Consider the following 20278-nt stretch of genomic DNA (forward strand, 5'->3'; position numbering starts at 1 on the left):
AGGCCGCGGACCCGCCGCGCCGCCCGGTGGCGGCGCGGCGGGACGGGGTCAGACCGCAGTGCCGAGCGCCGCGACGAAACCGGCGGCATCGGCCTTGGTGGCCGGCGGGAAGAGCACCTTCAGGCCCCGCTCCTGGCCGTCGATCTCCAGCTGCGTGACCCGGCCGAGGCCGAGCAGCGCCTTGGCGACCGGGGTCGCGGTGACCAGCTCGCGCGGCACGACCATCAGCAGCTTCTTCGGCTTGCCGGTCAGTCCGTCCACCTCGAAGAAGAGGATGCGCTGATTGGTCATCGCCAGGTACATCGGGCGCGGGCTCGCCGTCGCGATCACCGTGCCGGCGGTCAGGACGCCGACCACCGCGGCGGTCGCGATCTTGCGCTTCACGGAGACGGAGCCGACCTTGACGAGGGTCGCCAGCTCGACCTGCTCGCCGGCGGTGAGCAGGGGGTTGGCGACCTCGAGCAGCTGCTGCCGACGCTTGTTGTTCATGTTGTTCCTTGGGTCGGTGATCGCACTGATGTCCGATCAGGCGTCGGAAGCGTAGGCAGATCAAACACAACCGGAGGGAACGGTTCCGTAAAAACTTGGCACAAGACGGTGCCATTGCCCGACTATGACCGAATTTCACCCGAACTATTCTTCGGATCGAGGCCTCTACGATCGCCGCCATGCGCCCCGTCTTCGACCCGGCTGCCGTCGTCCCCGAGCTCACGCGGCTTCACCACGCCGCCGTGGCCGGTGACTGGCAGGCCATCGACACCCTGTTCGCCGAGGAACCCGACCCCTACGGCATCGTCGTCCTCGCCGACACCCTCAGCGAGATCGCGGGCGTCGAACAGCTGCTCGGCCGGGTGTTGGAGTACCAGCCGCACAACCTGCTCGCCACCGCCCTGCTCGCCGGCCGGCACACCCACCTCGCCTGGGACGCCCGCACCGACGCCCCCGCCAAGGGCGTCACCCCGGAGGGGTGGGCGGGCTTCCGGGCCCACCTCAACCAGGCCGAGCAGCTGCTCATCCGGGCCACCGCGCTCGACCCCGGCCATGCCCTCGCCTGGACGATGCGGATCACCACCGCGATGGGCCTCTCACTCGGCCAGAGCGAGTCCGAGCGCCGCTACCGCAACCTCGCCAAGGCGAGCCCCTCGCCGTACGGCGGCCAGCGCAACCGCCTCCAGCAGTTGCTACCCAAGTGGGGCGGCAGCTGGGAGGCGGCGCACGCCTTCGCCCAGGCGTGCCTGCGCGAGGCCCCGCCGGGCGGGCTGGGCGGCGCGATCGTGGCGATGTACCACGTCGATCGGTGGAGCAGCTTCGCCGCGCAGGACCGGCCCGAGTACCTGCGGCGCCCCCAGGTGCGCCAGGAGCTCGCCGAGGCCGCCGCCTCGGTGCTGCACCCCGCCTGCCGGGCCCGCTACGGCTTCATCACCGCCCACAGCATGTTCGCCATGCTCGCCTCGCTCGCCGACGACCAGCGGGCCGCCGCCGCGCACTTCCGCGCCATGGGCCCGTACGGCCACACCTACCCCTGGGCGCTCCTCGGCGGCGACGCCGAGGCCGTCTTCACCGAACACCGCGACCGCGCCCTGGCCCAGGGCTGACGTGCTCCCCACTGCCGGAGGCTCCACCGTGATCCACCAGTTCGAGGTCGACGGCGTTCCCGCCGTCTTCGTCCAGCGCCCCGGACGGTTCGCCGCCGGCCTGGTCTTCCGGGTCGGCTGGGCCGACGAGACCCTGGCCCGGCACGGCGTCACCCACCTCGTGGAGCACCTCGCGCTGTACCGCAGCGGTGTCGCCGACCACCACCTCAACGGCACCACCGGCCCGCTGCACACGCACTTCCACCTGGAGGGCACCGAAGCGGACGTCAGCTCCTTCCTGCTCAGCGTCTGCCAGTCGCTGACCGCCCTTCCGATGGAGCGGCTGGAGACCGAGAAGGACATCCTGCGCACCGAGGAGGCCGGCCGTTCGCCTGGCGCCGCCGAGGCCACCGGCCAGTGGCGGTACGGCGCGCAGAGCCACGGTCTGTGCAGCTACCCGGAGTGGGGGCTGCACGGCGTCGACGAGCGGGCCGTGCAGCAGTGGGCCGACACCTGGTTCACCCAGGGCAACGCCGCGCTCTGGGTGGCCGGCGAGCGGCTGCCCCAGGGGCTGCGCCTGCCGCTGCGGCCCGGTCGGCGGATGCCGGTCCCTGCCGCCACCTCCGCGCTTCCCGTCACGCCCGCGTACTTCTCCGGCGGCAAGGGGCAGGTGCTCTTCGAGACCGTCCTGCCGCGGTCCACCGCCACCGCGCTGTACGCGGCCTGCCTCGACCGCGAGTTCTTCCGCGTCCTGCGGCAGGAGGGCGGCTACTCGTACACCGCCACCGCCGCCCAGGCCCACCGCGGCGACGGCTGGTCCACCGTGGTCGCGCTCGCCGACGCACTGCCCGAGCAGCAGGACGCCGTGCTCGGCGGCTTCGTCGACGTGCTCGCCCGCCTCGCCGCCGTGGGCGTGCCGCAGCACGAACTCGACGCGCTGCGCAGGCGGGTCGACGAGGAGTACACCCAGCCCGACGCCGAGGCCGGCCGGCTCTCCGGCCTCGCCGCCGACCTGCTCAGCGGACTGCCGCCGCGCACCATCGAGGAGTTGCGCGCCGAACTCTGGTCCACCACCGCGGAGGAGGTCCACGCCGTCGCCCGACAGGCCCACGCCGCAGGGCTGTTGCGGGTGCCGAACGGCCGCCGCGCGGACTGGGCCGGGTACACCGCCGCGCCGACCACCTCGTCGGTGGCCGTCGCCGGCAAGCGCCACCGCTCCCGGGAGAAGGACGCCCCGGATCTCGTGCTCGGCCCCGAGGGCGTCAGCCTGGTCGACGACGAGGGCGCCGCCACCGTGCGGTACGACGCCTGCGCGGCCGTGCTCAACTGGCCCGACGGCGGCCGCCGGCTGATCGGCACGGACGGCATCACCATCCAGCTCGAACCCGGCTGCTTCGACGTCGACGTGCAGTCCCTCGCCATGGTCGACGCCGCCGTCCCCGCCCACGCCCTGGTCCGCATGCCGCCCCGTCAGCAGCGCCCGGCCGCCCCCAGAACCGCCGCCGCGCAGGCCGCGAAAGCCGCACCGGCCGGACCGCCCTTCACCAAGGTGCAGCGCTTCATGCTGACCGTGTTCACCGCCGCCGCCTGGGTCTGGGGCGTCATCCTCGCTTTCGCGGTGGCGGGGGCGGCCGGCGACACCTCGATGCTCACCGACCCGGCCACGTACGTCCTCTACGGCGTGATGGGCGCGGTGGAGGCCGCGCTGATCCGCTCCGTGCTGCGGCGACGGCGGCTCAGGAAGGCCGCTGGGGGGTGATCCTCCTCGCGGCGGAGGCGGCCGTCCCGACCGTCCGGAAGCTCCTCCGCGGGGCCGGCACCGGCCCGCGGAGGGGCTCGGTCAGGTCCGGAACAGGGCGACCTTCAGGGCGTCGTGCCGCCCGGCCTCGACGAACATCTCGTAGGCGTCCTGTATCTCGTCCAGCCCGAAGCGGTGGGTGACCAGGTCCGCCACATCCAGCCGGTGGCCCGCGAGCATGTCGAGGAGCAGCGGTGTGCTGCTGGTGTCGACGAGTCCGGTGGTGATGGTGATGTTCCTGACCCACAGGTCTTCGAGGTGGAGCGTGGCCGGTCTGCCGTGGACGCCCACGTTGGCGACCCGGCCGCCGGGGCGCACCACTCGGGTGCAGAGTTCGAAGGTCTCCGGAGTTCCGACGGCCTCGATGGCGGCGTCCGCGCCGAGTCCGTCGGGGGTGAGGGCCCGGATGGTGCGTTCGTCGGCCCTGGCGGCGTCCACGGTCGCGTCGGCGCCGGCCCGTTTGGCGGCGGCGAGGCGGCTCGCGGCGAGGTCGACGGCGATGATCCGGGCCGGGCTGTAGAGACGGGCGGTGGTGATCGCGGCGAGCCCGATGGGCCCGGCTCCGACGATCACGACCGTGTCGCCCGGCTCGACGCCGCCGTTGCGGACGCCGACTTCGAAGGCGGTGGGCAGGATGTCGGCGAGCAGCAGTGCGCTCTCGTCGGCCACGCTGTCGGGGAGCCGGTACAGCGAGTTGTCGGCGAACGGGGTGCGGACGTACTCGGCCTGGGTGCCGTCGACCCGGTGGCCGAGGATCCAGCCTCCACCGCCGGTGCACTGGCCGTAGACGGCGCGTCGGCAGTAGGCGCAGCGGCCGCAGGCGGAGATGCAGGAGACCAGCACGCGGTCGCCGTCGGCCACGGTCCGTACGCCCTGGCCGGTCTCGACGACGGTGCCGACGGCTTCGTGGCCGAGGACCCGGCCGTCGGTCACTTCGGGGACGTCGCCCTTGAGGATGTGCAGGTCGGTGCCGCAGATGGTGACCGCGTCCACCCGGACGACGGCGTCCTCCGGCACCCGGACCACCGGGTCGGGCACCTCGCCCCAGATGCGACAGCCAGGTCCGTGATAGGTCAGCGCCTTCATGCCCCGATCACCTCCGTCGGCCATCGAGCAGGCGGCGTATCGCCCCCTCAGTTCCAGGGTTCCCCCGGGTGGCGATGCGTGCCATGGCTCGGCCGACTCCGGGACTGAACCGGCGCGCCCGCAGCGCACAGCACGCCACCGGTGTCCTGAGCCCGGCCGTCGCACTGCTCCCCTTCCCGGCGACCATCGAGCTGCCCCTTCAGCACGCGCCGTTGCCCGCCCGGCGGCCTCCGCCGCACCCCGCGTGGTCACGCCCGTCCGGCGGGCGTCGGCGCGTCCCGGCGGACAGGGCGCGCCGACGAGGTTCGGTCACCAATTCAATCGGTGACCGATGTACTGTGGTGCGTCCCGCGCGCGGCGGAACCACCGCGGAACCACCGCCGTGGACCGGCTCGGAGACCGCTCGCAGCCGCGCCACGGCAGGCGCCGGCGGCGGGCCCGCCCGGCGCCCGTCACTCCCGAGCGATCCCGCCCCACTACCTCCCCTTCCGATTATGTCTGATGGCGATGTAATATCAGGATGTGAGATGCCTTGGGGTAGCCTGCTGCCGTCGAGGCCCACCGACCTCCGACCCGCAGGGCACTCGCCGAGGGGGGAACGCCGATGGCGGTCCGCTCACGCCGCCCCGACACCCGACCGGCCGCACCGATGATCCGTACGCTTCTCACCGTCGAACGCCCGCGACCCGAGGCCGTCCGCAGCCATGCGGGAGCGTGGCGGTTCGCCGTGCTCACCGTCTGCTTCGGCGCCTTCATGGGCCAGCTCGACGCCAGCATCGTCACCCTCACCTACCAGGCGCTGCGCGACGAGTTCCACACCACGCTCGCCGCCGTGCAGTGGGTCTCGCTCGCCTACCTGCTCACGCTCGTGGCCCTGCTGGTACCGATCGGCCGGTTCTCGGACATGCACGGCCGCAAGCTCATGTACCTGTACGGGTTCGCCGTCTTCACCCTCGCCTCCGCCGCCTGCGGCCTGGCTCCGACTCTGGCGGCCCTGGTCGGTTTCCGCCTCGTGCAGGCCGTCGGTGCCGCGCTCATGCAGGCCAACAGCGTCGCCCTGGTCACCACCAGCGCCCCGCCGGGCAGGATGCGCGCCGCCCTCGGCATCCAGGCCGCCGGCCAGGCGATCGGCCTCGCCCTCGGACCGACCGTCGGCGGCGCCATCGTCGCCACCCTCGGCTGGCGCTGGGTTTTCTGGATCAACGTCCCGGTCGGCGTCCTCTCCCTGATCGCCGGGCACTACCTGCTGCCCCGCACCCGCGAACGCGCCCGCGTCCGTCGTACCGATGCCGCCGGCGTCGCCCTGCTGGCCGGCGCCACCACCTCCGCCCTGCTCGCCCTGTCCGTCGTCTCCGGACTCGGCACCCCGGCATGGACCGCCGCCGCCCTGGGCGCCGCCGCGGCCGTCGCGAGCTGGGCCTTCCTGCGCCGTCAGGCCCGGCACCGCGATCCGCTGATCGACCTGGACCTGCTGCGCCGTGGCCCGGTCGGATCCGGTCTGCTCGGCGGACTGTGCGGATACCTGGTGCTGTTCGGACCGCTGGTGCTCGTGCCCGTCGAACTCGCCCGCCGACAGCTCTCGTCCCTCACCGCCGGGCTGGTCCTCACCGCCCTGCCGGTCGGGTTCGCCCTGGCCGCGACCTTGGCCGAGCGTGCGCTGCCACTGGGCTGGGACGACCGCAGGCGCAGCCGAGCGGGCGCGGCGGGATGCGTCGCGGCGCTGGTCCTGCTCATCCTGCTGCCGGTCGACGCGGTGCTGCTGCCGGTGCCGCTCCTCCTGCTCGGCCTGGCGCTCGGGGTGTTCATCCCGGCCAACAACGCCGTGGTGATGCACGCGCTGCCGCGCAGCGCCGCCGGAACCGGCGGCGGCATGGTCAACATGACCCGCGGCCTGGGCACCGCCCTCGGTGTCGCCGCGGTCACCCTGGCCCTCCATCTGACCCCCGCCAGCGCCGGCTTCGTGGCGGCGTCCGCCGTCCTGCTGGTCTTCGCGGTCCTCGCGTTCACCACCGCGTCGGCCCGGCCCACTGCGGCGGAGTCCTGAGCGGGGACCGCGACTTCCAGTCCCTCCTCGACGACGCGAGCGACGCCTCCGCGAGATCGAAGCGCCGCCCGGCAGGCCGTGGTCACGGTCCAGGACCATCCGCCCCCGGTCGCAGGGCCCGTGCCTCTCGCCTAGCAACGCCCGAGCGCGCCACCGCCGTCCAACCACCGCACTGCAGCCCGTTTGCGCACCGAGTACCCCGTCCAGCGCAGCAGGGTGTCGTCAGCTCGGCCGTGGGTGCCACCTCGACCGCCGCCAGGGCGTCGGGGGTCGCGGCTCGGGGCGATCACCGGCTCGGTGCAACCGTCGGCTACGACGACCGGCTCGGCGGCGCACCGGCGCGGAAGGCCGCCTCCCGGTCACCCACGGCCGAGGACGGGCGGCCGGGCATACCCGACGTCACCGGCTCCCAGTCGCGGGGCGGACCGCGAGCAGCCACTGTGGAGGCACGGCCGCCGTGTGGGGCTCGCCTACATCTGCCGGCCCGGAGCCTCGCGACGCAGCACAGACGGACGCAGCACAGACGGAGGAGAAGGCACCATGCAGGCACGTGCCCAGATCGGCGTCACCGGGTTGGCGGTGATGGGCCGTAACCTGGCCCGGAACTTCGCCCACCACGGATACACGGTCGCCGTCCACAACCGCACACCTGCCCGTACCCGGGAGCTCATCGAGGAGTTCAACCACGAGGGGGCCTTCGTTCCCGCCGAGTCGATCGAGGAGTTCGTCGCGGCCCTGGAGCGCCCCCGCCGAATGATGATCATGGTGAAGGCCGGCGAGGCGACCGACGCCGTCATCGACGAGTTCACCCCGCTGCTCGAACCCGGCGACATGATCATCGATGGCGGGAACGCCCACTTCGCCGACACCCGCCGCCGCGAGGCCGCGCTGCGCGAGCGCGGCATCCACTTCGTCGGCACCGGTGTCTCCGGCGGCGAGGAGGGCGCCCTCAACGGCCCCTCGATCATGCCCGGCGGCTCGGTGGACGCGTACGCCGTCCTGGGGCCGATGCTGGAGACCATCAGCGCACACGTCGACGGCGAGCCGTGCTGCACCCACATCGGCTCCGACGGCGCCGGCCACTTCGTCAAGATGGTCCACAACGGCATCGAGTACGCCGACATGCAGCTCATCTCCGAGGCGTACGACCTCCTGCGCCAGGTCACCGACCACACCCCCGCCGAGATCGCGGAGATCTTCCGCGGCTGGAACGAGGGGCGCCTGGACTCCTACCTGATCGAGATCACCGCCGACATCCTCGCCCACACCGACCCGGCCACCGGGCAGCCCTTCATCGACATCGTCGCGGACGCCGCCGGCCAGAAGGGCACCGGCCGCTGGACCGTGCAGACCGCACTCGACCTCGGCTCCCCGGTCACCGCCATCGCCCAGGCCACCTTCGCCCGCGTCGCCTCCAGCCGCGGCGAACTGCGCGCCGCCTACCGCGCCATGCCCGGCGGAATCCGCCCGCCCGTGCGCCACGACGAGGCCGCCCGCTTCGTCTCGCAGGTCGAGCATGCGCTGTACGCGTCCAAGGTCATCGCCTACGACCAGGGCTGGACGATGATCAGGGACGCGGCCGCCGAGTACGGCTGGGACATCGACCTCGGCGCGGTCGCCAGGATCTGGCGCGGCGGATGCATCATCCGTGCCGCCTTCCTCGACCGGATCCGGGCCGCCCACGCCGCCAATCCGGGCCTGGTGAGCCTGCTGGCGGAGGAGACCTTCGCCGCGGAGATCGCCGACGCCCAGGTTCCCTGGCGGGAGGTCGTCGCCTCCGCCGCCCACCGCGGTGTCCCCACGCCCGCCTTCTCGGCCGCCCTGGCCTACTACGACACCCTGCGCGCCGAACGCCTGCCCGCCGCCCTCATCCAGGGCCAGCGCGACTACTTCGGTGCCCACACCTACCAACGCACCGACCGCCCGGGAACCTTCCACACCCACTGGGCGCAACCCGGCCGCCCCGAAACCGAGGTGTGACGACACGGCCGTGGTCCCGGCCACCCGGAGGCCGCCCGGACCGAGCCACCTCACCTCGGTCCCCCGCGGAGGAGACCTCCGCCGCACAGGCAGGCGGGTGCCCGCCCCGAGGCCGGGCCGACTCACCGACCACCGGGGGAACACCCGCAGCCGGCCTGGTCGTTGACGCCCGTCGACGACCAGGCCGTGTCCACTCCTCGGCCCGCCTAGCCGAGCCGGTCCGCTCGGGAGGTCGCCCGTCCGTTCACGCCGCGGCGGCGGGCCTCACCGGTCAGCACACCCGCGGCCAGGTGGACGGCCGCCAGCGAGGCCGGCAGCAGCACGGCCGCGTCGCGTACGGCACCCGCCGCGCTGCGGCGCACCCCGGCCCGGCCCAGCTCGCGCCATGCCCACAGCGAGAACGGCAGGACGACCGTCGGCGCGGTGACCACCCCCGGCGTGTAACCCCTGTGCCGGGCGCTCAGCGCCAGATGCCCGACCCCGTGCAGCCCGAAGGCGGCCAGGGCCGCCTGGAAGAAGCGCGAGCGCCCCGCTGTCCGGTCTCCGTCCGCCGAGGCCGCGAGCATGATCACTCCCATCAGCGAGATGGCCGTACGGGCCTGTGCGGGCGAGATCTCGCGCCGGAGCCACACCGGGCCGGGAACCCTCCCCCGCGCCTGGCCGCCGTACCGCCGGGACCACGGCGCCATGGTGAACCACTCCTCGGCATCGTTGACCGCCCACGCCAGCAGGAGCCCCCAGGTGACCTTCTTGCTGACCATCAGCACCCTCCCTAGATTACGTTACGAGCCGTAACGTAATATTCATCGAGTGAGCGAGGAAAGCAAGAGGGATGCGCGCCCGCGCCGCGGCCGCCCGCGCAGCACCGACGTCGACCAGGCCGTCATCGCGGCCACCGTCGAGCTGTTGATCGAGCCGGGATACGGCGTACTCACCATCGAGGCGGTCGCCTCGCGCGCGGGGGTCGGCCGTCCCGCGGTCTACCGGCGCTGGCCCACCAGGGACGACCTGGTGGTGCACGCCCTCATCCACGCGGTGCCGCCGTTGGGAGCACCGGACAGCGGCGACGCGGTGCACGATCTCAGGGAACTCGCCGTCGGGTTCGCGCTACGGCTGGCGGGCTCCCCGCTCGGACGGGCCGTCCTGGCCGTGCACGCCGAAGCGGGCCGCCGCCCCGAACTCGCCGCTCCCCTGCGGCAGCACTACCTCAATCCCCGCGACGCCTTGATCACCAAGTTGATCGAGCAGGGGATCGCCGACGGCCGGCTGAACCCGGCCCTGGCCCCCGACACCATCCGGGACCTGCTGTTCGGCCCGCTCATCTACCACTGGCTACTCACCGGGCAGCTCTCCGACGCCACCGCCGACACCCTGGCCGCGGCCGCCTGCAAGGCGATCGAGCTCCCTCCGTCCTGAGTGCGCACCGCGCCCGCACCGCCCGGGACTTGGCCCCGCCGGCCGCGCGGCAGCTCGGCAGCCGCTCCGCCCTCCCGCTCCCCCGTGGCCGGGCGGACGGCCGGAGCCGTCCGCCGTCGGGAGTTCGCGGACGTCAGGCTCCCGCCGCCAGGGACAGGCCGGTGAACAGCATCGTCGCAGCGACCAGGGCGTCCAGGACCCGCCAGGAGGAGGCCCTGCGGAAGAAGCCGGCGAGCAGTCGGGCACCGAAGCCCAGCGCGGCGAACCAGCAGAGACTGGCCAGTGCGGCACCGAGCGCGAACTGCCAGCGCAGCGTGCCGTGGGTGGCCGCGACGGCGCCGAGCAGGAGCACCGTGTCGAGGTAGACGTGCGGGTTGAGCCAGGTCATCGCGAGACAGCTGAGCACCGCGCGACGCCGGGAACTGACGGCCGGTCCGCCGCCCTCCAGGCTGGAGGCCCGCAGGGCGCGGCGCGCGGCGATCACGGCATAGCAGAGCAGGAAGGCCGCGCCCACCACGCGCACCGCCGTCAGCCCCGTCGGCCACGCCGTGACCAGTGCACCGAGTCCGGCCACGCCGCAGGCGATCAGCAGCGCGTCGGAGGCCGCGCAGATCACGACCACCGGCAGCACCGCCTCCCGGCGGACGCCCTGGCGAAGGACGAAGGCGTTCTGCGCCCCGATGGCGACGATGAGTGACATGCCGGTCCCGAATCCGGCCACGGCGGCAGTGAGCGTGTTTCCCATGGGCGCCACCGTAGGCAGCGGATTCCGCATAAGGCCAGCTAAAGATTTTTACGTATCATTAGCACCCATGAAGAGCGAGCTGCCCCATGACCTGGTCCAGACCCTGCTCGCGGTGGTCGACGAAGGCACTTTCGACGCCGCCGCCGCGGCCCTGCACGTCACGCCCTCCGCGGTGAGCCAGCGGATCAAGGCGCTGGAGCAGCGCACCGGTCGGGTGCTGCTGACCCGCACCCGACCGGTCCGGGCCACCGAGTCCGGGCAGATCGTGGTGCGCTTCGGACGTCAGCTCACCCGCCTGGAAGGCGATGCGCGTACCGCGCTCGGGATGGCCGAGGGCGGGGAGGACGGCGAGTCGTCGGGGCCCTCCTGGCTGCCGATCGCGGTCAACGCGGACTCGCTGGCGACCTGGTTCGTACCGGCGCTGGCCTCGCTCGCGCGGGACGCGCGGATCCACGTCGACCTGCGCCGCGAGGACGAGGCGCACACCACCGCCCTGCTGCGCGCGGGCGAGGTGATGGCGGCGGTCACCTCCTCGCCCGATCCGGTGGCCGGCTGTTCGGTGCGCCGGCTCGGCGCGATGGTCTACCTCCCGGTCGCCGCACCGCAGTTCGCCGCCCGCTGGCTCGACGGCGACCCGGCCCTGCTGCTGCCGGACGCCCCCGTGGTCTGCTTCGACCGTCGCGACGAGTTGCAGGACGCCTTCGCCCGGGAGCTGACCGGCGGTCAGAGCGCAAGCCTGCTGCGGCACTACGTTCCGTCCAGCGAGGGCTTCGCGGACGCGGTGACGGCCGGCCTCGGCTGGGGCCTCGTCCCGCGCGGCCAGGCCGAACCCCGGCTTCGCGCCGGTGCGCTGGTCGAGTTCCTCCCGGGCCGCACGGTCGAGGTCCCGCTCCACTGGCAGCAGTGGCGTCTCGACTCGCCCGCGCTGGCGGCCGTCGCCGCGGCGGTGGCCGCGGAAGCGGCGCTGGCGCTGGCCTAGTCGACCGCCCCACGCGGTTACGACCGGGCGGCTCGCGAGCCGGCGCGGACCGTTCCGGGGCGGGATGTTCCAGCTCGGATCGTCAACATCCCGACGGCAGCGTGGACTGTCGACGCCCCGACGCCGCCGGGAGGCCCCGGCCGGTGGTCACGGCATCCGGGTGGGCAGGCCCAGGATGGCGGGGTCGTCGGCGAGTTCCGCCAGCAGGGCGTCCAGCTTCGTCCGGTCGACCGAGGACATCAGGAAGACGTGCACGTAAGAGCGGCGGGTCGACTCGTCGCCCGGGACCATCAGCACGTCCTGCGAGGACAGCGACCACTTCGCCACCAGCTCGGGGCTGGGCTTGCGGAAGCGCACCGTGATGGCGCCCGGGGTTCGTGCCGGCCAGAGCTCGACGCCCAGTTCCTGCTCCATCTCACGCAGACGCCGTTCCAGGTAGCCGGCCAGCTCCTGGGCGCTGCGGATCCGGTCCACCTGGTCCTGGTAGGAGTGCCGGGAAAGGTGGTCCCAGATGACCAGGGGGGAGAACCCGTTCCGGGAACCGGCGAAGGTGGTGTCCGGCGCACCGGTGTAGTCCGGCTGGGACGGCGGCGAGATCTGGTACTTGACCTTCGTCATGTAGATGCCGCACGGCCACGGCGCACCGGGCCACTTGTGGCCGCTCATCGCGATCGAGGAGACCATGTCGAGGTCGCCGAACTCCCGGGTGGGCAGCGTGAGGCCGAAGTCGTACTGCGGCAGCTCCGCCTCGGGGGCCCAGCCGTAGGCCGCCGGGTCCTGGGAGGCCATCCGCATGAACGGCGCGTAGCCGGCGCCGAGGGCGCCGTCCACGTGGATCCAGAAGCCCCGGCGCAGGTCCACCAGCGGCTCACCGGTCTTCGGGTCCGTGCCGTAGACCACCTCGCGCTGGATCAGGCCGTGCTTCTCGAAGATCGGCAGCAGGCGCTCGCAGACCCCGCGGACGTCGTCGTGGGCGCCCTTGAAGGTGCTGCCGAGGTTGAGGTTGACGAAGACCGGGTGCCCGTTCGCGGCGAAGAACTCGACAAGCACCGTGAGGGCGTCGACGTCTATCTCGCCCGTACCGTCCCAGGACTGGCCCGAGGGGCCGGGGCTGGAGGGCACCTCGGTGGGCCACTCGCGGCGCCCCGTGGCGGGGTCGACCAGCGGGCACTCGTCCGGGTAGAGCTCCAGGCCGACGGCGTGGAAGGTCTCGACGCCCAGCACCCGGACCGCCTTGGCGAAGGAGTAGTGGGTGTCCTCGGAGTAGAACGCCACCGGGCGGTGGGCGTTGGGGTTGCTCCGGTCGGGGCGGGCCTTGACGTATCGCAGGGCGTCGAACGGGGCTGTCGGCGGCTGGATCAGCGCCTTGCCGCTCAGGTAGTCCCGGGCGTTCCAGAGCGCGTACATGTTGCCCTCGGTCGAGCCCATGGACAGCATGTAGCCCCAGTACGACTCGGGGTCGGCCGGGTCGTACCGCCGCTCGGCGTTCCACAGCTTCGCGTAGTAGTCGAGCACCGCGCGCTCGATGACCTTGGTGTTCGGCTTGTAGCCGCCGCTCTGGAACGGGTCGCCGAGGTTGTTGATGTTGTTCGGCATGAACCGGGCCAGATCCAGCGCGCAGCCCTGCATGTCCTGGGTGGCCTGGTAGCCGACCAGGTGCCGGCGCTTCCGGGTCAGGTACTCGTCCACCGTGTCGAGGGCGCGCAGTCGCCGGGCGTCGTCCAGGCCGCTCGCCGGGAGCTCGAAGTCGCGGTCGTCCAGGTCGGGCCCCGGGTCGACGGCGGGCGCGGCGGCGAAGGTGGCGGTCGGGCTCATGGGCACGGAACTCCGGGGTCACTGGTCGGCCGATCCGCAGCACGGGGGAACGGCGGAGGGGCGTTCGCCGCTCGCGGCAAGGATGGAACTTCTCGACGTTCTGCGAAAGGTCTCCCGAATGAAATTCGGTGCAGACGCGTGTTGTCTTGCAAATCGACGGTATCTGCGGGGATCCTGGAGGGCGTGCCGAATAATCCGCAGAACCGGCGGGCGTCCATCGACGACGTGGACCGGGCTATCATCCGCACCCTCGCCGGCAACGCCCGGGTGCCGAACAACGCGCTGGCCGAGGCGGTGGGCATCGCCCCCTCGACCTGCCTGGCCCGGGTACGCGCACTGCAGGACCGCGGGATCATCCGCGGTTTCCGCGCCGAGGTGGACCCCGCCGCGATCGGACTGCCGTTGCAGGCGATGATCTCGGTCCGGCTCCGGGCGCACACCCGGGAGCAGAACGAGAGCTTCCGGAGCGCGGCCCCCGAGCTTCCCGGCGTCCTGGCGGTGTTCCACATGGCGGGATCCGACGACTACCTGCTCCACGTCGGCGTCGCCGGCCCCGAGGCCCTGCGCGACTTCGTCGTGGACAACCTCACCACCCACCCGGCGGTGGCCCAGACCCGAACCAACCTGATCTTCGAGCAGATAGCGGGCCGCCGGTACCTGGCGTCGGGGCGGTGACCGCGAGACGAGCGAGTGGCGATCGAGACGGAGATCGCCACGGCCGGCTGGACCGTCTGGCCCCCACCGGAGCATGACACCTGCGAACTCCCCCGGCGGCCGCACCCGCTCAGCTCGGGCCGGCACACCAGCCGAGCCAGCGCCGGACGGCCACCTCGATAACGGTGCCGTCCGGCGGCAGGTCCGCGTACTGCGGGTACCTGGCGGTCAACAGGCCGACGGCGGCGGCGTGTTCGACTGCCTCAGGGTCCGGCAGCAGGCGGGCCTCGCCGTCGGCCCGGGCCCACCACAGCAGCCGCCAGTCCTCGTCCCAGTGCTCCACCAGCAGGCAGACGGCCGGGTTCGCCGCGATGTTCGCCAGCCGCTTCAGCCGCGGGGTGCGTTTGGGCTTGCGGTCGACGGCGGTCACCACCCGGTCGTCGGCGACGGCGAAGGTGACCGGGACCAGATGCGGACGGCCGTCCCGGTCCACGGTGGCCAGCACGGCGACCCTGGCAGCCGCGAAGCGCCGCCGGGCTTCTCCTGCCGTCAGTTCGGGCACGGGCCGGTCAGCGGCGCGCGGCGGCGAGCTCGGCGAACCGGTCGAGCAACGGCATGGTCTGCTCCTCGGGAACTGTCGGGAGTTGGAACAGCACTCCGGCTACATCGAGTTTCAGGAACTCGTCGACCTGCTCCTCCTGGTGTCGCGTCAGGTACACCAGCACCTGCTTCTCGGGGCCTGCCACCTCTCGCAACTCCGCGATCCGCTGGACCAGTTGTCCGGGCGACAGGCCGACCACCAGCCAGCCGACACCGTACTCAGCGATCCGCCGGAAGGTGCGCGGGCTGTTCCCGCCGACCCAGATCGGCGGGTGCGGCTGCTGCACCGGCTTGGGCCAGCAGTACGACGGTTCGATGCGCACCAGCTCTCCGTCGAAGGAGGCCACCTCCTTGGTCCACAACTCCCGCATGGCGCGCACCCGTTCGTCCAACAGCTGGCCGCGGGTGTGCGGATCGGTGCCGTGGTTGCGCATCTCCTCCAGGTTCCAGCCGGCGCCGATGCCGAAGTCGGCCCGCCCACCGGAGATCAGGTCGAGGGTGGCGACCTCCTTGGCGGTGGTGATCGGGTCGCGCTCGACCACCAGGGCGATCCCGGTGCCCAACCGCAGCCTGCTGGTGACGGCCGCGACGGCGGCCAGGGTCAGGAACGGGTCCAGCGTGCCGTAGTACATCCGTGGCAGCTCGCCGCCGGCGGGGTACGGCGTCTCCCGGCTGGCCGGGATGTGGGTGTGCTCGGCCAGGAACAGCGAGTCCAACCCGCGTTCCTCCAGCGCACGGCCGAGCGCGACCGGTGCGATGCCCTCGTCGGTGACGAACGTCGAGACCCCGAAATGCATCGGCGCCATCCTTTCAACTGGGTTCCCTCACCACCGGTACCCGCCGGGGTGGCGGTACCTCCCGGCGAAACCGAAGGCCGTACCTCCGACCCCGGACCGGGGTCGGAGGTACGGCGACAGCACTCCCGGGCCGTCCATGAACTCCCTGGCGGGACGGGCGTCCCGGCGGCCCGCCCCGCCACGACGGCCGGCGCGCCCATCAACCCGCAATCGGCAGTCTCGGCGGATCTGCCGTCCGTCGCCACCAGGCGCTCGCCCCGCGCGGCCGACCGGGTGAACCCGGAGCGGGCCACGGGCGTTCTCGCCTCTCCGCAGCCCGTCCGGAGTTCAGCTCCCGGGCCTGCCCAGGGGGAGACGGACGGTCGTCATCCTCCGCGTTCCCAGAAGCGGACCGCAGAAGACCAGCCGAAAGGCCTCCCACAGGTGCGGCGCCCCGCACCGAGCGCAACCATGGCCTCGGGCGACCGACCGCCTGTTCACCACAACACCGCGCTGGAGACGCACTACCACCCGGGCAACGCCAACGTGCCGGTGCTCAGAGTGGCCCAGTGGGCGAAGGACCACAACATGTCCGTCCTGTTCGTCACGGCCCGCACCTCCTCGTCGTCCGCCCGCCAGGAACTGACCGACGCCGGATACCCGGTGGACGCCATCTGCACGCGGCAGCACGGCGAGAGCAAGGACGGCGGCAAGGCCCGCTGCCGGGAGGAGCTCACCAACAAGGGCTACCGGATCACCGCCAACATCGGCAACCGGTCCACCGACTTCGAGGGCGGCTACTACGAGAAGGGCTTCAAGCTGCCCTCGTACAACGGTCGGCTCTCCTGAGCACCAGCCCGACGCGATCGGCCGGCCCGGTGGAGAAGGTGCCTCTCCGCCGGGCCGACCGGGCATCGGGGCGGAGGCCTGGTCCGCACCGGGGCGGACGGCCGTCACGTCGAGCGGCAGATGGTGCTGTCGCGACGGCCGGTCCCGCTCGACGAGTGGACGCGCGAGCTGGCGGCGGCCGTCACCGCCCGGGCCCGCTCCGACGCCCGCGCCCGGGCGGCGTTGGAGCGGCTGCTGCTCGGCGGGTGAGGTCCCGCGCCCGCCGGACCCTGCCGGGGAGTCGGCGGACCTGCCGCCGGTGGCAACCGACGGATCCGCCGATCCGTGCCTTCGTCCGGGTCGTCAACAGGGCGCGGTGTCCCCAAGGGTGACGGCTGTGCGTGTCGGCGTCCAACGCCCGCCAGCCGTGCCGCCGCCACCGGCACCGCGCGGGACACGGGCCGCCTTCGCCGGTCCCCATAATCGCCTGGTGATCACCTCCTACGACGAAGCGATCCGCCGGTTAACGGTCCGGCCCGGTCTCGCCCTCGCCGCCCGTCCGTTCCTGTTGTTGCCGCTGCTGCGAGCCGGATGCCTTTCGCACGTACTCAGCGTCGAGGCGGCGGATCAGGCCTGGGAGGGCCAGTTCGACGCCGAGTTCCACTCCCTGGAGAAGCTCACCCGGGTCCGTGACAACACGGTCACCTCGGCGGGGATCGACGACCTGGTGCGCCGGCTCCCCGGCTCCGACGGCGGCACCTGGCGGGGACGCGAACTCGGTCTGATCTCCTATCTGGCACTGAAGCCGCGCTGGCAGAGCGCACTGGAGGACTTGGGCGCCCGTCTGGTGCTCCCGTACTCCCCGCCCGCCGTCAGCGTCCTGTCCGACAAGATCGCGCAGCGTGAGTGGTTCCGATCGATCGGAGCGCGGACGCCGCTCGACACCGTCGTCGGCGACCTCGACCACCTGGTGCTGCGTCGCCGGTTCGGCCACAGCTACGTCGTACAGACGCCGAGGGGTTCCAACGGCCGGGGCACGCACCTCGTCACCGGAGCGGAGGACCTCGGCCGGATCGCGCCCACCGGCCCCTGGCTGGTGAGCCAGTACACCGAGGGAGTCCCGGTCAACATCCACGGGCTGGTCTCGGCGGACGACGCGGTCTCGGTACTGCGCGCCTCCGTTCAGCTGACCCGGACCGACGGCATCGGCGCACCGTTCGGCGCCTACTCCGGCTGCGACTTCGAGGCGCCCGCGCTGCTGCCGCCGCTCGCGCTCTCCCGTGCCCGTGACGTGGTGGAGCGGATCGGCAGGCAGCTCGCCGGCCTGGGATACCGGGGCCTGTTCGGCGCGGACTTCGTCCTGTGCGGGGATCAGCCGCTGCTGCTGGAGGCCAACTGCCGTATGCAGGGGTCGACCTGGCTGCTGGGCGAGCTCGAACTGGCGGAGAACGCGCTGCCCAGTTCGCTGCGGCACGTCCTGGAGCGGTACGGCCTCACCACCCGGGCCGATCCCGGCCTGGACCCGGCCGGCGGCTGCCAGCTGGTGATCCGGCACACCGGTGCTCCCGCCCGAGTCCTGGCGGCGCCGACCGGCGGCGTGCACCGGCTCAAGGACGGCCTGCTGCACCGCTGCGGCGACGGCTTCGGCCTGCTGGAATGCGGAACGGACGACTGCGTCCTGCTCCAACTGCCAAGTGCGGGCACAGTACTGCACCCCGGCGCACCACTGGCCCGCCTCGTCGCCCGCTACTCGCTGACCACACCCGACGGGAGCACTCTCCGCCCCCACGGACGCCAACTGGTGGACGCGCTGCACGCGCAGTTCACACTCGAGCCGTGCTGAGCGCGCCGCCTCCGCTGTACGTCCGCGCGGCCGTACCGGCCGACCTGGACCGACTGGCCGCGCTGCGCACCGAGGCCGCCGCCTGGATCGCCCGGCAGCACGGCTCGCGCCAGTGGTCCGATCCCTTCGACGCCACCCGCAGTCTCGTCTGGATCGAGCGGGCCGCCACCGTGGTGGCGCTGCTGGAGCCCGACGGCGAGCCGGTGGCCACCGTCACGGACCGGCCGACCGGGAGCCGCCTGCTCTGGACGCCGCAGGAACTGGCGGACCCCGCACGCTACTTCAGCCGCTTCATCGTCGACCGCCGCTACGCCGGCCGGGGCATCGGCGCACACCTGACCGACTGGGCCCGATGGCGGGCCGCAGGCGCGGGCGCCGAGCTGGTCCGCACCAACGCCTGGAGCGACAACGCGGGTCTGCACGCCTACTACCGCGCCCACGGCTGGCAGTGGGTCAGAACGGTCACCGGCAATCGCTCAGGGGCGCTCTTCGAGATGGCCGTGCGCCGGTCCCGACCACGCTGCGTCCATGAGCTGGGCGAGATCCCGCTGCTCCGGTGAACCGTGAGCTGCCACCGGCCGGGCCCGCAGTCCCTGTGCGCAACATGCGGTGCGCGGGCAGGGCCCGGGTTCCCTCCTTGCCCGCGTGTTCCCCACCGGGCGTACGCGGCCCGGACCCGCCCCCGCTGGAAGGGCGGGATCGGCGAACGCGCGGGCTGCGGCTCCGCTCCGTTCGTCACCTTCCGCCAGGGCCTGTCGGCCGGTTGAGCGGGTGCCGGGTGAAGAAGTCCCACATGACCGCGGTCGCCGAGATCGTCTGCGTCGTGTGCCCCGGGCCGCTCGGCGCCACCGCTCCGGGCCAGGTGTGGCCGCCACCGGTCACCTGGTAGTGGGTGACTTCGGTGCCCTGGGCGCACGGCGTCCAGGCGAACTCGACCACGTCCGAGCCGATGCTGCGCCGGCTCCCCGCCGGACACTGGTCCTTCTCGGTCCAGGTGCCCAACCACTGGGTGATCGAAGGGTACTGCTCACCGTGGCTGGTTCCCCCGTCGTAGTGGATGACCGGGTCAGCGGTGCCGTGGAACTCGAGCATCGGCACGGGCGGGCTCGTTCGGCAGCCTTGCGTCGTCTCCGGGTAGTAGGCGCCCGCGACGGGCGCGAAGGCGGCGATCCGGCGCGGCAGTTGGCAGGCGAGCAGGGCGGTGAAGCCACCGCCGTTCGACTTCCCGGTCGCGTAGATCCGGCCCCGGTCGACGCAGAACTGCTGCTGCGTCCGGTCGAGCAGGTCCTCGACGAACCGTACGTCGTCGGCGCCGGACGAGTAGGGCGCGCCTTCCCAGGACGTCTCGCCGTTGGTGCCGGTGGTCCCCTCGGGATACAGCACGATGGCGTCCAGGGCCGACAGATCGCTGTACGACTCGATCTGCGTGTCGCTCTCACCGGAACCGTGGAAGGCCAGGATCAGCGGTGTCAGTTCGGTGTTCCGGTAGCTGGCGGGCACGTGGACGAGGTAGCTCCGCTGTTGCCCGCCGGACGTCAGCGTCTGTGTCGCGGTCTCACCCGGAGCGACGGGCGGCGGGGTCAGACAGCCGGCCGGGGTGGGGGAAGCCGTCTGATCGACGGCTGTTCCCGGTTGAGGCACGCCGGCGGCCGCACCGCAACAGGCGAGGCTCAGGAGCGCGGCGAGGACAGGGATTCGCAACATGGTCGGCACCTCCGTCGGTGGACTGGTCGGTACGGGTCAGTGGGCATCACCCGCAACAGCATCCACCCGCGCCCCGGAGCAGGCGACCTGTTGCCCGACCCGCGCTCAGTGCGTGTCAGGCACGGGCCGGGCCTCCCGACAGGACGCGGCCGGCCCGGAGGCGGACCGTCGCCGCCGAGAGCACTTGCGGGACCGGCAGGCCGCGGAAGCGGAAGCCGCCCTGGCCTCGGTCAGCCCCCTGAGCCGGGAAGCCGGGTCACGCTGCCGTGGCCCGGCCCCCGTCGGAACCGGCCGTGCCGGTCACGGTGCAGCGGTGGCAGGTGCCACACCGCTCGGCCTATGGTGAGAAGGCGTTTCCAGTCGGGTTTCCTTCACACCGGCCGGCCGACGCGCCTGCCCTCGGGCCGGTGCGGAGCGGCCATCGGACAGCTGCCCG

At 72.7% G+C, this 20278-nt stretch carries 19 protein-coding genes; 11 read left to right on the forward strand and 8 right to left on the reverse strand.

Annotated elements, in window-relative coordinates; genetic code table 11:
- Positions 1–48: 48 nt before the first annotated feature.
- A complete protein-coding gene (locus ABD369_RS18505; protein ID WP_344637533.1) occupies positions 49–489 on the reverse strand; it encodes a hypothetical protein in 441 nt (146 codons plus the stop codon).
- A 179-nt stretch (positions 490–668) separates the two neighbouring features.
- On the opposite strand from ABD369_RS18505, the gene ABD369_RS18510 reads away from it, so the two are divergent.
- Positions 669–1595, forward strand: a complete 927-nt coding sequence (locus ABD369_RS18510; RefSeq protein WP_344637534.1) for a hypothetical protein — start codon at positions 669–671, stop codon at positions 1593–1595.
- Positions 1596–1623: 28 nt separating this feature from the next.
- A complete protein-coding gene (locus ABD369_RS18515) occupies positions 1624–3333 on the forward strand; it encodes a peptidase M16 family protein (protein WP_344637535.1) in 1710 nt (569 codons plus the stop codon).
- 81 nt (positions 3334–3414) lie between these two features.
- On the opposite strand, the gene ABD369_RS18520 is transcribed toward ABD369_RS18515, so the two are convergent.
- Complete coding sequence (locus ABD369_RS18520) at positions 3415–4458, reverse strand: alcohol dehydrogenase catalytic domain-containing protein (protein WP_344637536.1); 1044 nt, start codon at positions 4456–4458, stop codon at positions 3415–3417.
- 649 nt (positions 4459–5107) lie between these two features.
- Here ABD369_RS18520 and ABD369_RS18525 point away from each other — a divergent pair.
- Positions 5108–6502, forward strand: a complete 1395-nt coding sequence (locus ABD369_RS18525; protein ID WP_344637537.1) for an MFS transporter — start codon at positions 5108–5110, stop codon at positions 6500–6502.
- A gap of 540 nt (positions 6503–7042) precedes the next feature.
- Entirely contained in the window at positions 7043–8482 is a 1440-nt protein-coding gene (gndA, locus tag ABD369_RS18530; RefSeq protein WP_344637538.1) for an NADP-dependent phosphogluconate dehydrogenase, read from the forward strand.
- A gap of 206 nt (positions 8483–8688) precedes the next feature.
- Here gndA and ABD369_RS18535 read toward each other — a convergent pair whose 3' ends face one another.
- Positions 8689–9243: an HXXEE domain-containing protein gene (locus ABD369_RS18535; protein ID WP_344637539.1), complete on the reverse strand. Its 555-nt coding sequence runs from the start codon at positions 9241–9243 to the stop codon at positions 8689–8691.
- Between the two features lie 49 nt (positions 9244–9292).
- On the opposite strand from ABD369_RS18535, the gene ABD369_RS18540 reads away from it, so the two are divergent.
- On the forward strand, positions 9293–9898 hold the full coding sequence (locus ABD369_RS18540) for a TetR/AcrR family transcriptional regulator (protein ID WP_344637540.1): 606 nt from the start codon (positions 9293–9295) through the stop codon (positions 9896–9898).
- A 133-nt stretch (positions 9899–10031) separates the two neighbouring features.
- On the opposite strand, the gene ABD369_RS18545 is transcribed toward ABD369_RS18540, so the two are convergent.
- Entirely contained in the window at positions 10032–10643 is a 612-nt protein-coding gene (locus ABD369_RS18545; protein WP_344637541.1) for a LysE/ArgO family amino acid transporter, read from the reverse strand.
- Positions 10644–10710: 67 nt separating this feature from the next.
- Between ABD369_RS18545 and ABD369_RS18550 the strand changes: the two genes are divergently transcribed.
- Positions 10711–11622, forward strand: coding sequence for a LysR family transcriptional regulator ArgP (locus tag ABD369_RS18550; RefSeq protein ID WP_344637542.1), 912 nt, complete (start codon positions 10711–10713; stop codon positions 11620–11622).
- 147 nt (positions 11623–11769) lie between these two features.
- On the opposite strand, the gene ABD369_RS18555 is transcribed toward ABD369_RS18550, so the two are convergent.
- Positions 11770–13437: a PLP-dependent aminotransferase family protein gene (locus ABD369_RS18555; protein WP_344637543.1), complete on the reverse strand. Its 1668-nt coding sequence runs from the start codon at positions 13435–13437 to the stop codon at positions 11770–11772.
- Between the two features lie 183 nt (positions 13438–13620).
- Between ABD369_RS18555 and ABD369_RS18560 the strand changes: the two genes are divergently transcribed.
- Positions 13621–14112, forward strand: a complete 492-nt coding sequence (locus ABD369_RS18560) for an Lrp/AsnC family transcriptional regulator (protein WP_344637544.1) — start codon at positions 13621–13623, stop codon at positions 14110–14112.
- 109 nt (positions 14113–14221) lie between these two features.
- Here the strand turns inward: ABD369_RS18560 and ABD369_RS18565 are convergent, their stop codons facing one another.
- Both ABD369_RS18565 and ABD369_RS18570 read right to left on the reverse strand, forming a co-directional pair.
- The gene (locus tag ABD369_RS18565; protein WP_344637545.1) at positions 14222–14653 is read right to left on the reverse strand and encodes a TIGR03668 family PPOX class F420-dependent oxidoreductase; all 432 of its coding nucleotides are present in this window, start codon (positions 14651–14653) and stop codon (positions 14222–14224) included.
- A 7-nt stretch (positions 14654–14660) separates the two neighbouring features.
- Entirely contained in the window at positions 14661–15488 is an 828-nt protein-coding gene (locus ABD369_RS18570; RefSeq protein WP_344637546.1) for an LLM class F420-dependent oxidoreductase, read from the reverse strand.
- A 450-nt stretch (positions 15489–15938) separates the two neighbouring features.
- Between ABD369_RS18570 and ABD369_RS18575 the strand changes: the two genes are divergently transcribed.
- The 4 genes from ABD369_RS18575 to ABD369_RS18590 all read left to right on the forward strand — a co-directional run bounded on the left by ABD369_RS18575 (position 15939) and on the right by ABD369_RS18590 (position 18698).
- A complete protein-coding gene (locus ABD369_RS18575) occupies positions 15939–16316 on the forward strand; it encodes an HAD family acid phosphatase (RefSeq protein ID WP_344637547.1) in 378 nt (125 codons plus the stop codon).
- Between the two features lie 120 nt (positions 16317–16436).
- The gene (locus ABD369_RS18580) at positions 16437–16565 is read left to right on the forward strand and encodes a hypothetical protein (RefSeq protein WP_344637548.1); all 129 of its coding nucleotides are present in this window, start codon (positions 16437–16439) and stop codon (positions 16563–16565) included.
- A 220-nt stretch (positions 16566–16785) separates the two neighbouring features.
- Positions 16786–18138, forward strand: coding sequence for an ATP-grasp domain-containing protein (locus tag ABD369_RS18585; RefSeq protein ID WP_344637549.1), 1353 nt, complete (start codon positions 16786–16788; stop codon positions 18136–18138).
- Entirely contained in the window at positions 18132–18698 is a 567-nt protein-coding gene (locus tag ABD369_RS18590; RefSeq protein ID WP_344637550.1) for a GNAT family N-acetyltransferase, read from the forward strand. Before ABD369_RS18585 ends, ABD369_RS18590 begins: the two co-directional genes overlap by 7 nt.
- Positions 18699–18873: 175 nt before the next feature.
- Here ABD369_RS18590 and ABD369_RS18595 read toward each other — a convergent pair whose 3' ends face one another.
- On the reverse strand, positions 18874–19842 hold the full coding sequence (locus ABD369_RS18595; RefSeq protein ID WP_344637551.1) for an extracellular catalytic domain type 1 short-chain-length polyhydroxyalkanoate depolymerase: 969 nt from the start codon (positions 19840–19842) through the stop codon (positions 18874–18876).
- Positions 19843–20278 lie beyond the last annotated feature (436 nt).

The sequence above is a fragment of the Kitasatospora cystarginea genome (assembly GCF_039533515.1).
Classification (GTDB): Bacteria; Actinomycetota; Actinomycetes; order Streptomycetales; family Streptomycetaceae; genus Kitasatospora; species Kitasatospora cystarginea.

Bases quoted from the DNA above. Each gene is read 5' to 3' on its own strand.
- ABD369_RS18595 (WP_344637551.1), bottom strand. From the start codon at position 19,842: ATGTTGCGAATCCCTGTCCTCGCCGCGCTCCTGAGCCTCGCCTGTTGC.
- ABD369_RS18575 (WP_344637547.1), top strand. From the start codon at position 15,939: ATGGCCTCGGGCGACCGACCGCCTGTTCACCACAACACCGCGCTGGAG.
- ABD369_RS18550 (WP_344637542.1), top strand. From the start codon at position 10,711: ATGAAGAGCGAGCTGCCCCATGACCTGGTCCAGACCCTGCTCGCGGTG.
- ABD369_RS18505 (WP_344637533.1), bottom strand. From the start codon at position 489: ATGAACAACAAGCGTCGGCAGCAGCTGCTCGAGGTCGCCAACCCCCTG.
- gndA (WP_344637538.1), top strand. From the start codon at position 7,043: ATGCAGGCACGTGCCCAGATCGGCGTCACCGGGTTGGCGGTGATGGGC.
- ABD369_RS18535 (WP_344637539.1), bottom strand. From the start codon at position 9,243: ATGGTCAGCAAGAAGGTCACCTGGGGGCTCCTGCTGGCGTGGGCGGTC.
- ABD369_RS18545 (WP_344637541.1), bottom strand. From the start codon at position 10,643: ATGGGAAACACGCTCACTGCCGCCGTGGCCGGATTCGGGACCGGCATG.
- ABD369_RS18525 (WP_344637537.1), top strand. From the start codon at position 5,108: ATGATCCGTACGCTTCTCACCGTCGAACGCCCGCGACCCGAGGCCGTC.
- ABD369_RS18510 (WP_344637534.1), top strand. From the start codon at position 669: ATGCGCCCCGTCTTCGACCCGGCTGCCGTCGTCCCCGAGCTCACGCGG.
- ABD369_RS18555 (WP_344637543.1), bottom strand. From the start codon at position 13,437: ATGAGCCCGACCGCCACCTTCGCCGCCGCGCCCGCCGTCGACCCGGGG.
- ABD369_RS18580 (WP_344637548.1), top strand. From the start codon at position 16,437: ATGGTGCTGTCGCGACGGCCGGTCCCGCTCGACGAGTGGACGCGCGAG.
- ABD369_RS18570 (WP_344637546.1), bottom strand. From the start codon at position 15,488: ATGCATTTCGGGGTCTCGACGTTCGTCACCGACGAGGGCATCGCACCG.
- ABD369_RS18520 (WP_344637536.1), bottom strand. From the start codon at position 4,458: ATGAAGGCGCTGACCTATCACGGACCTGGCTGTCGCATCTGGGGCGAG.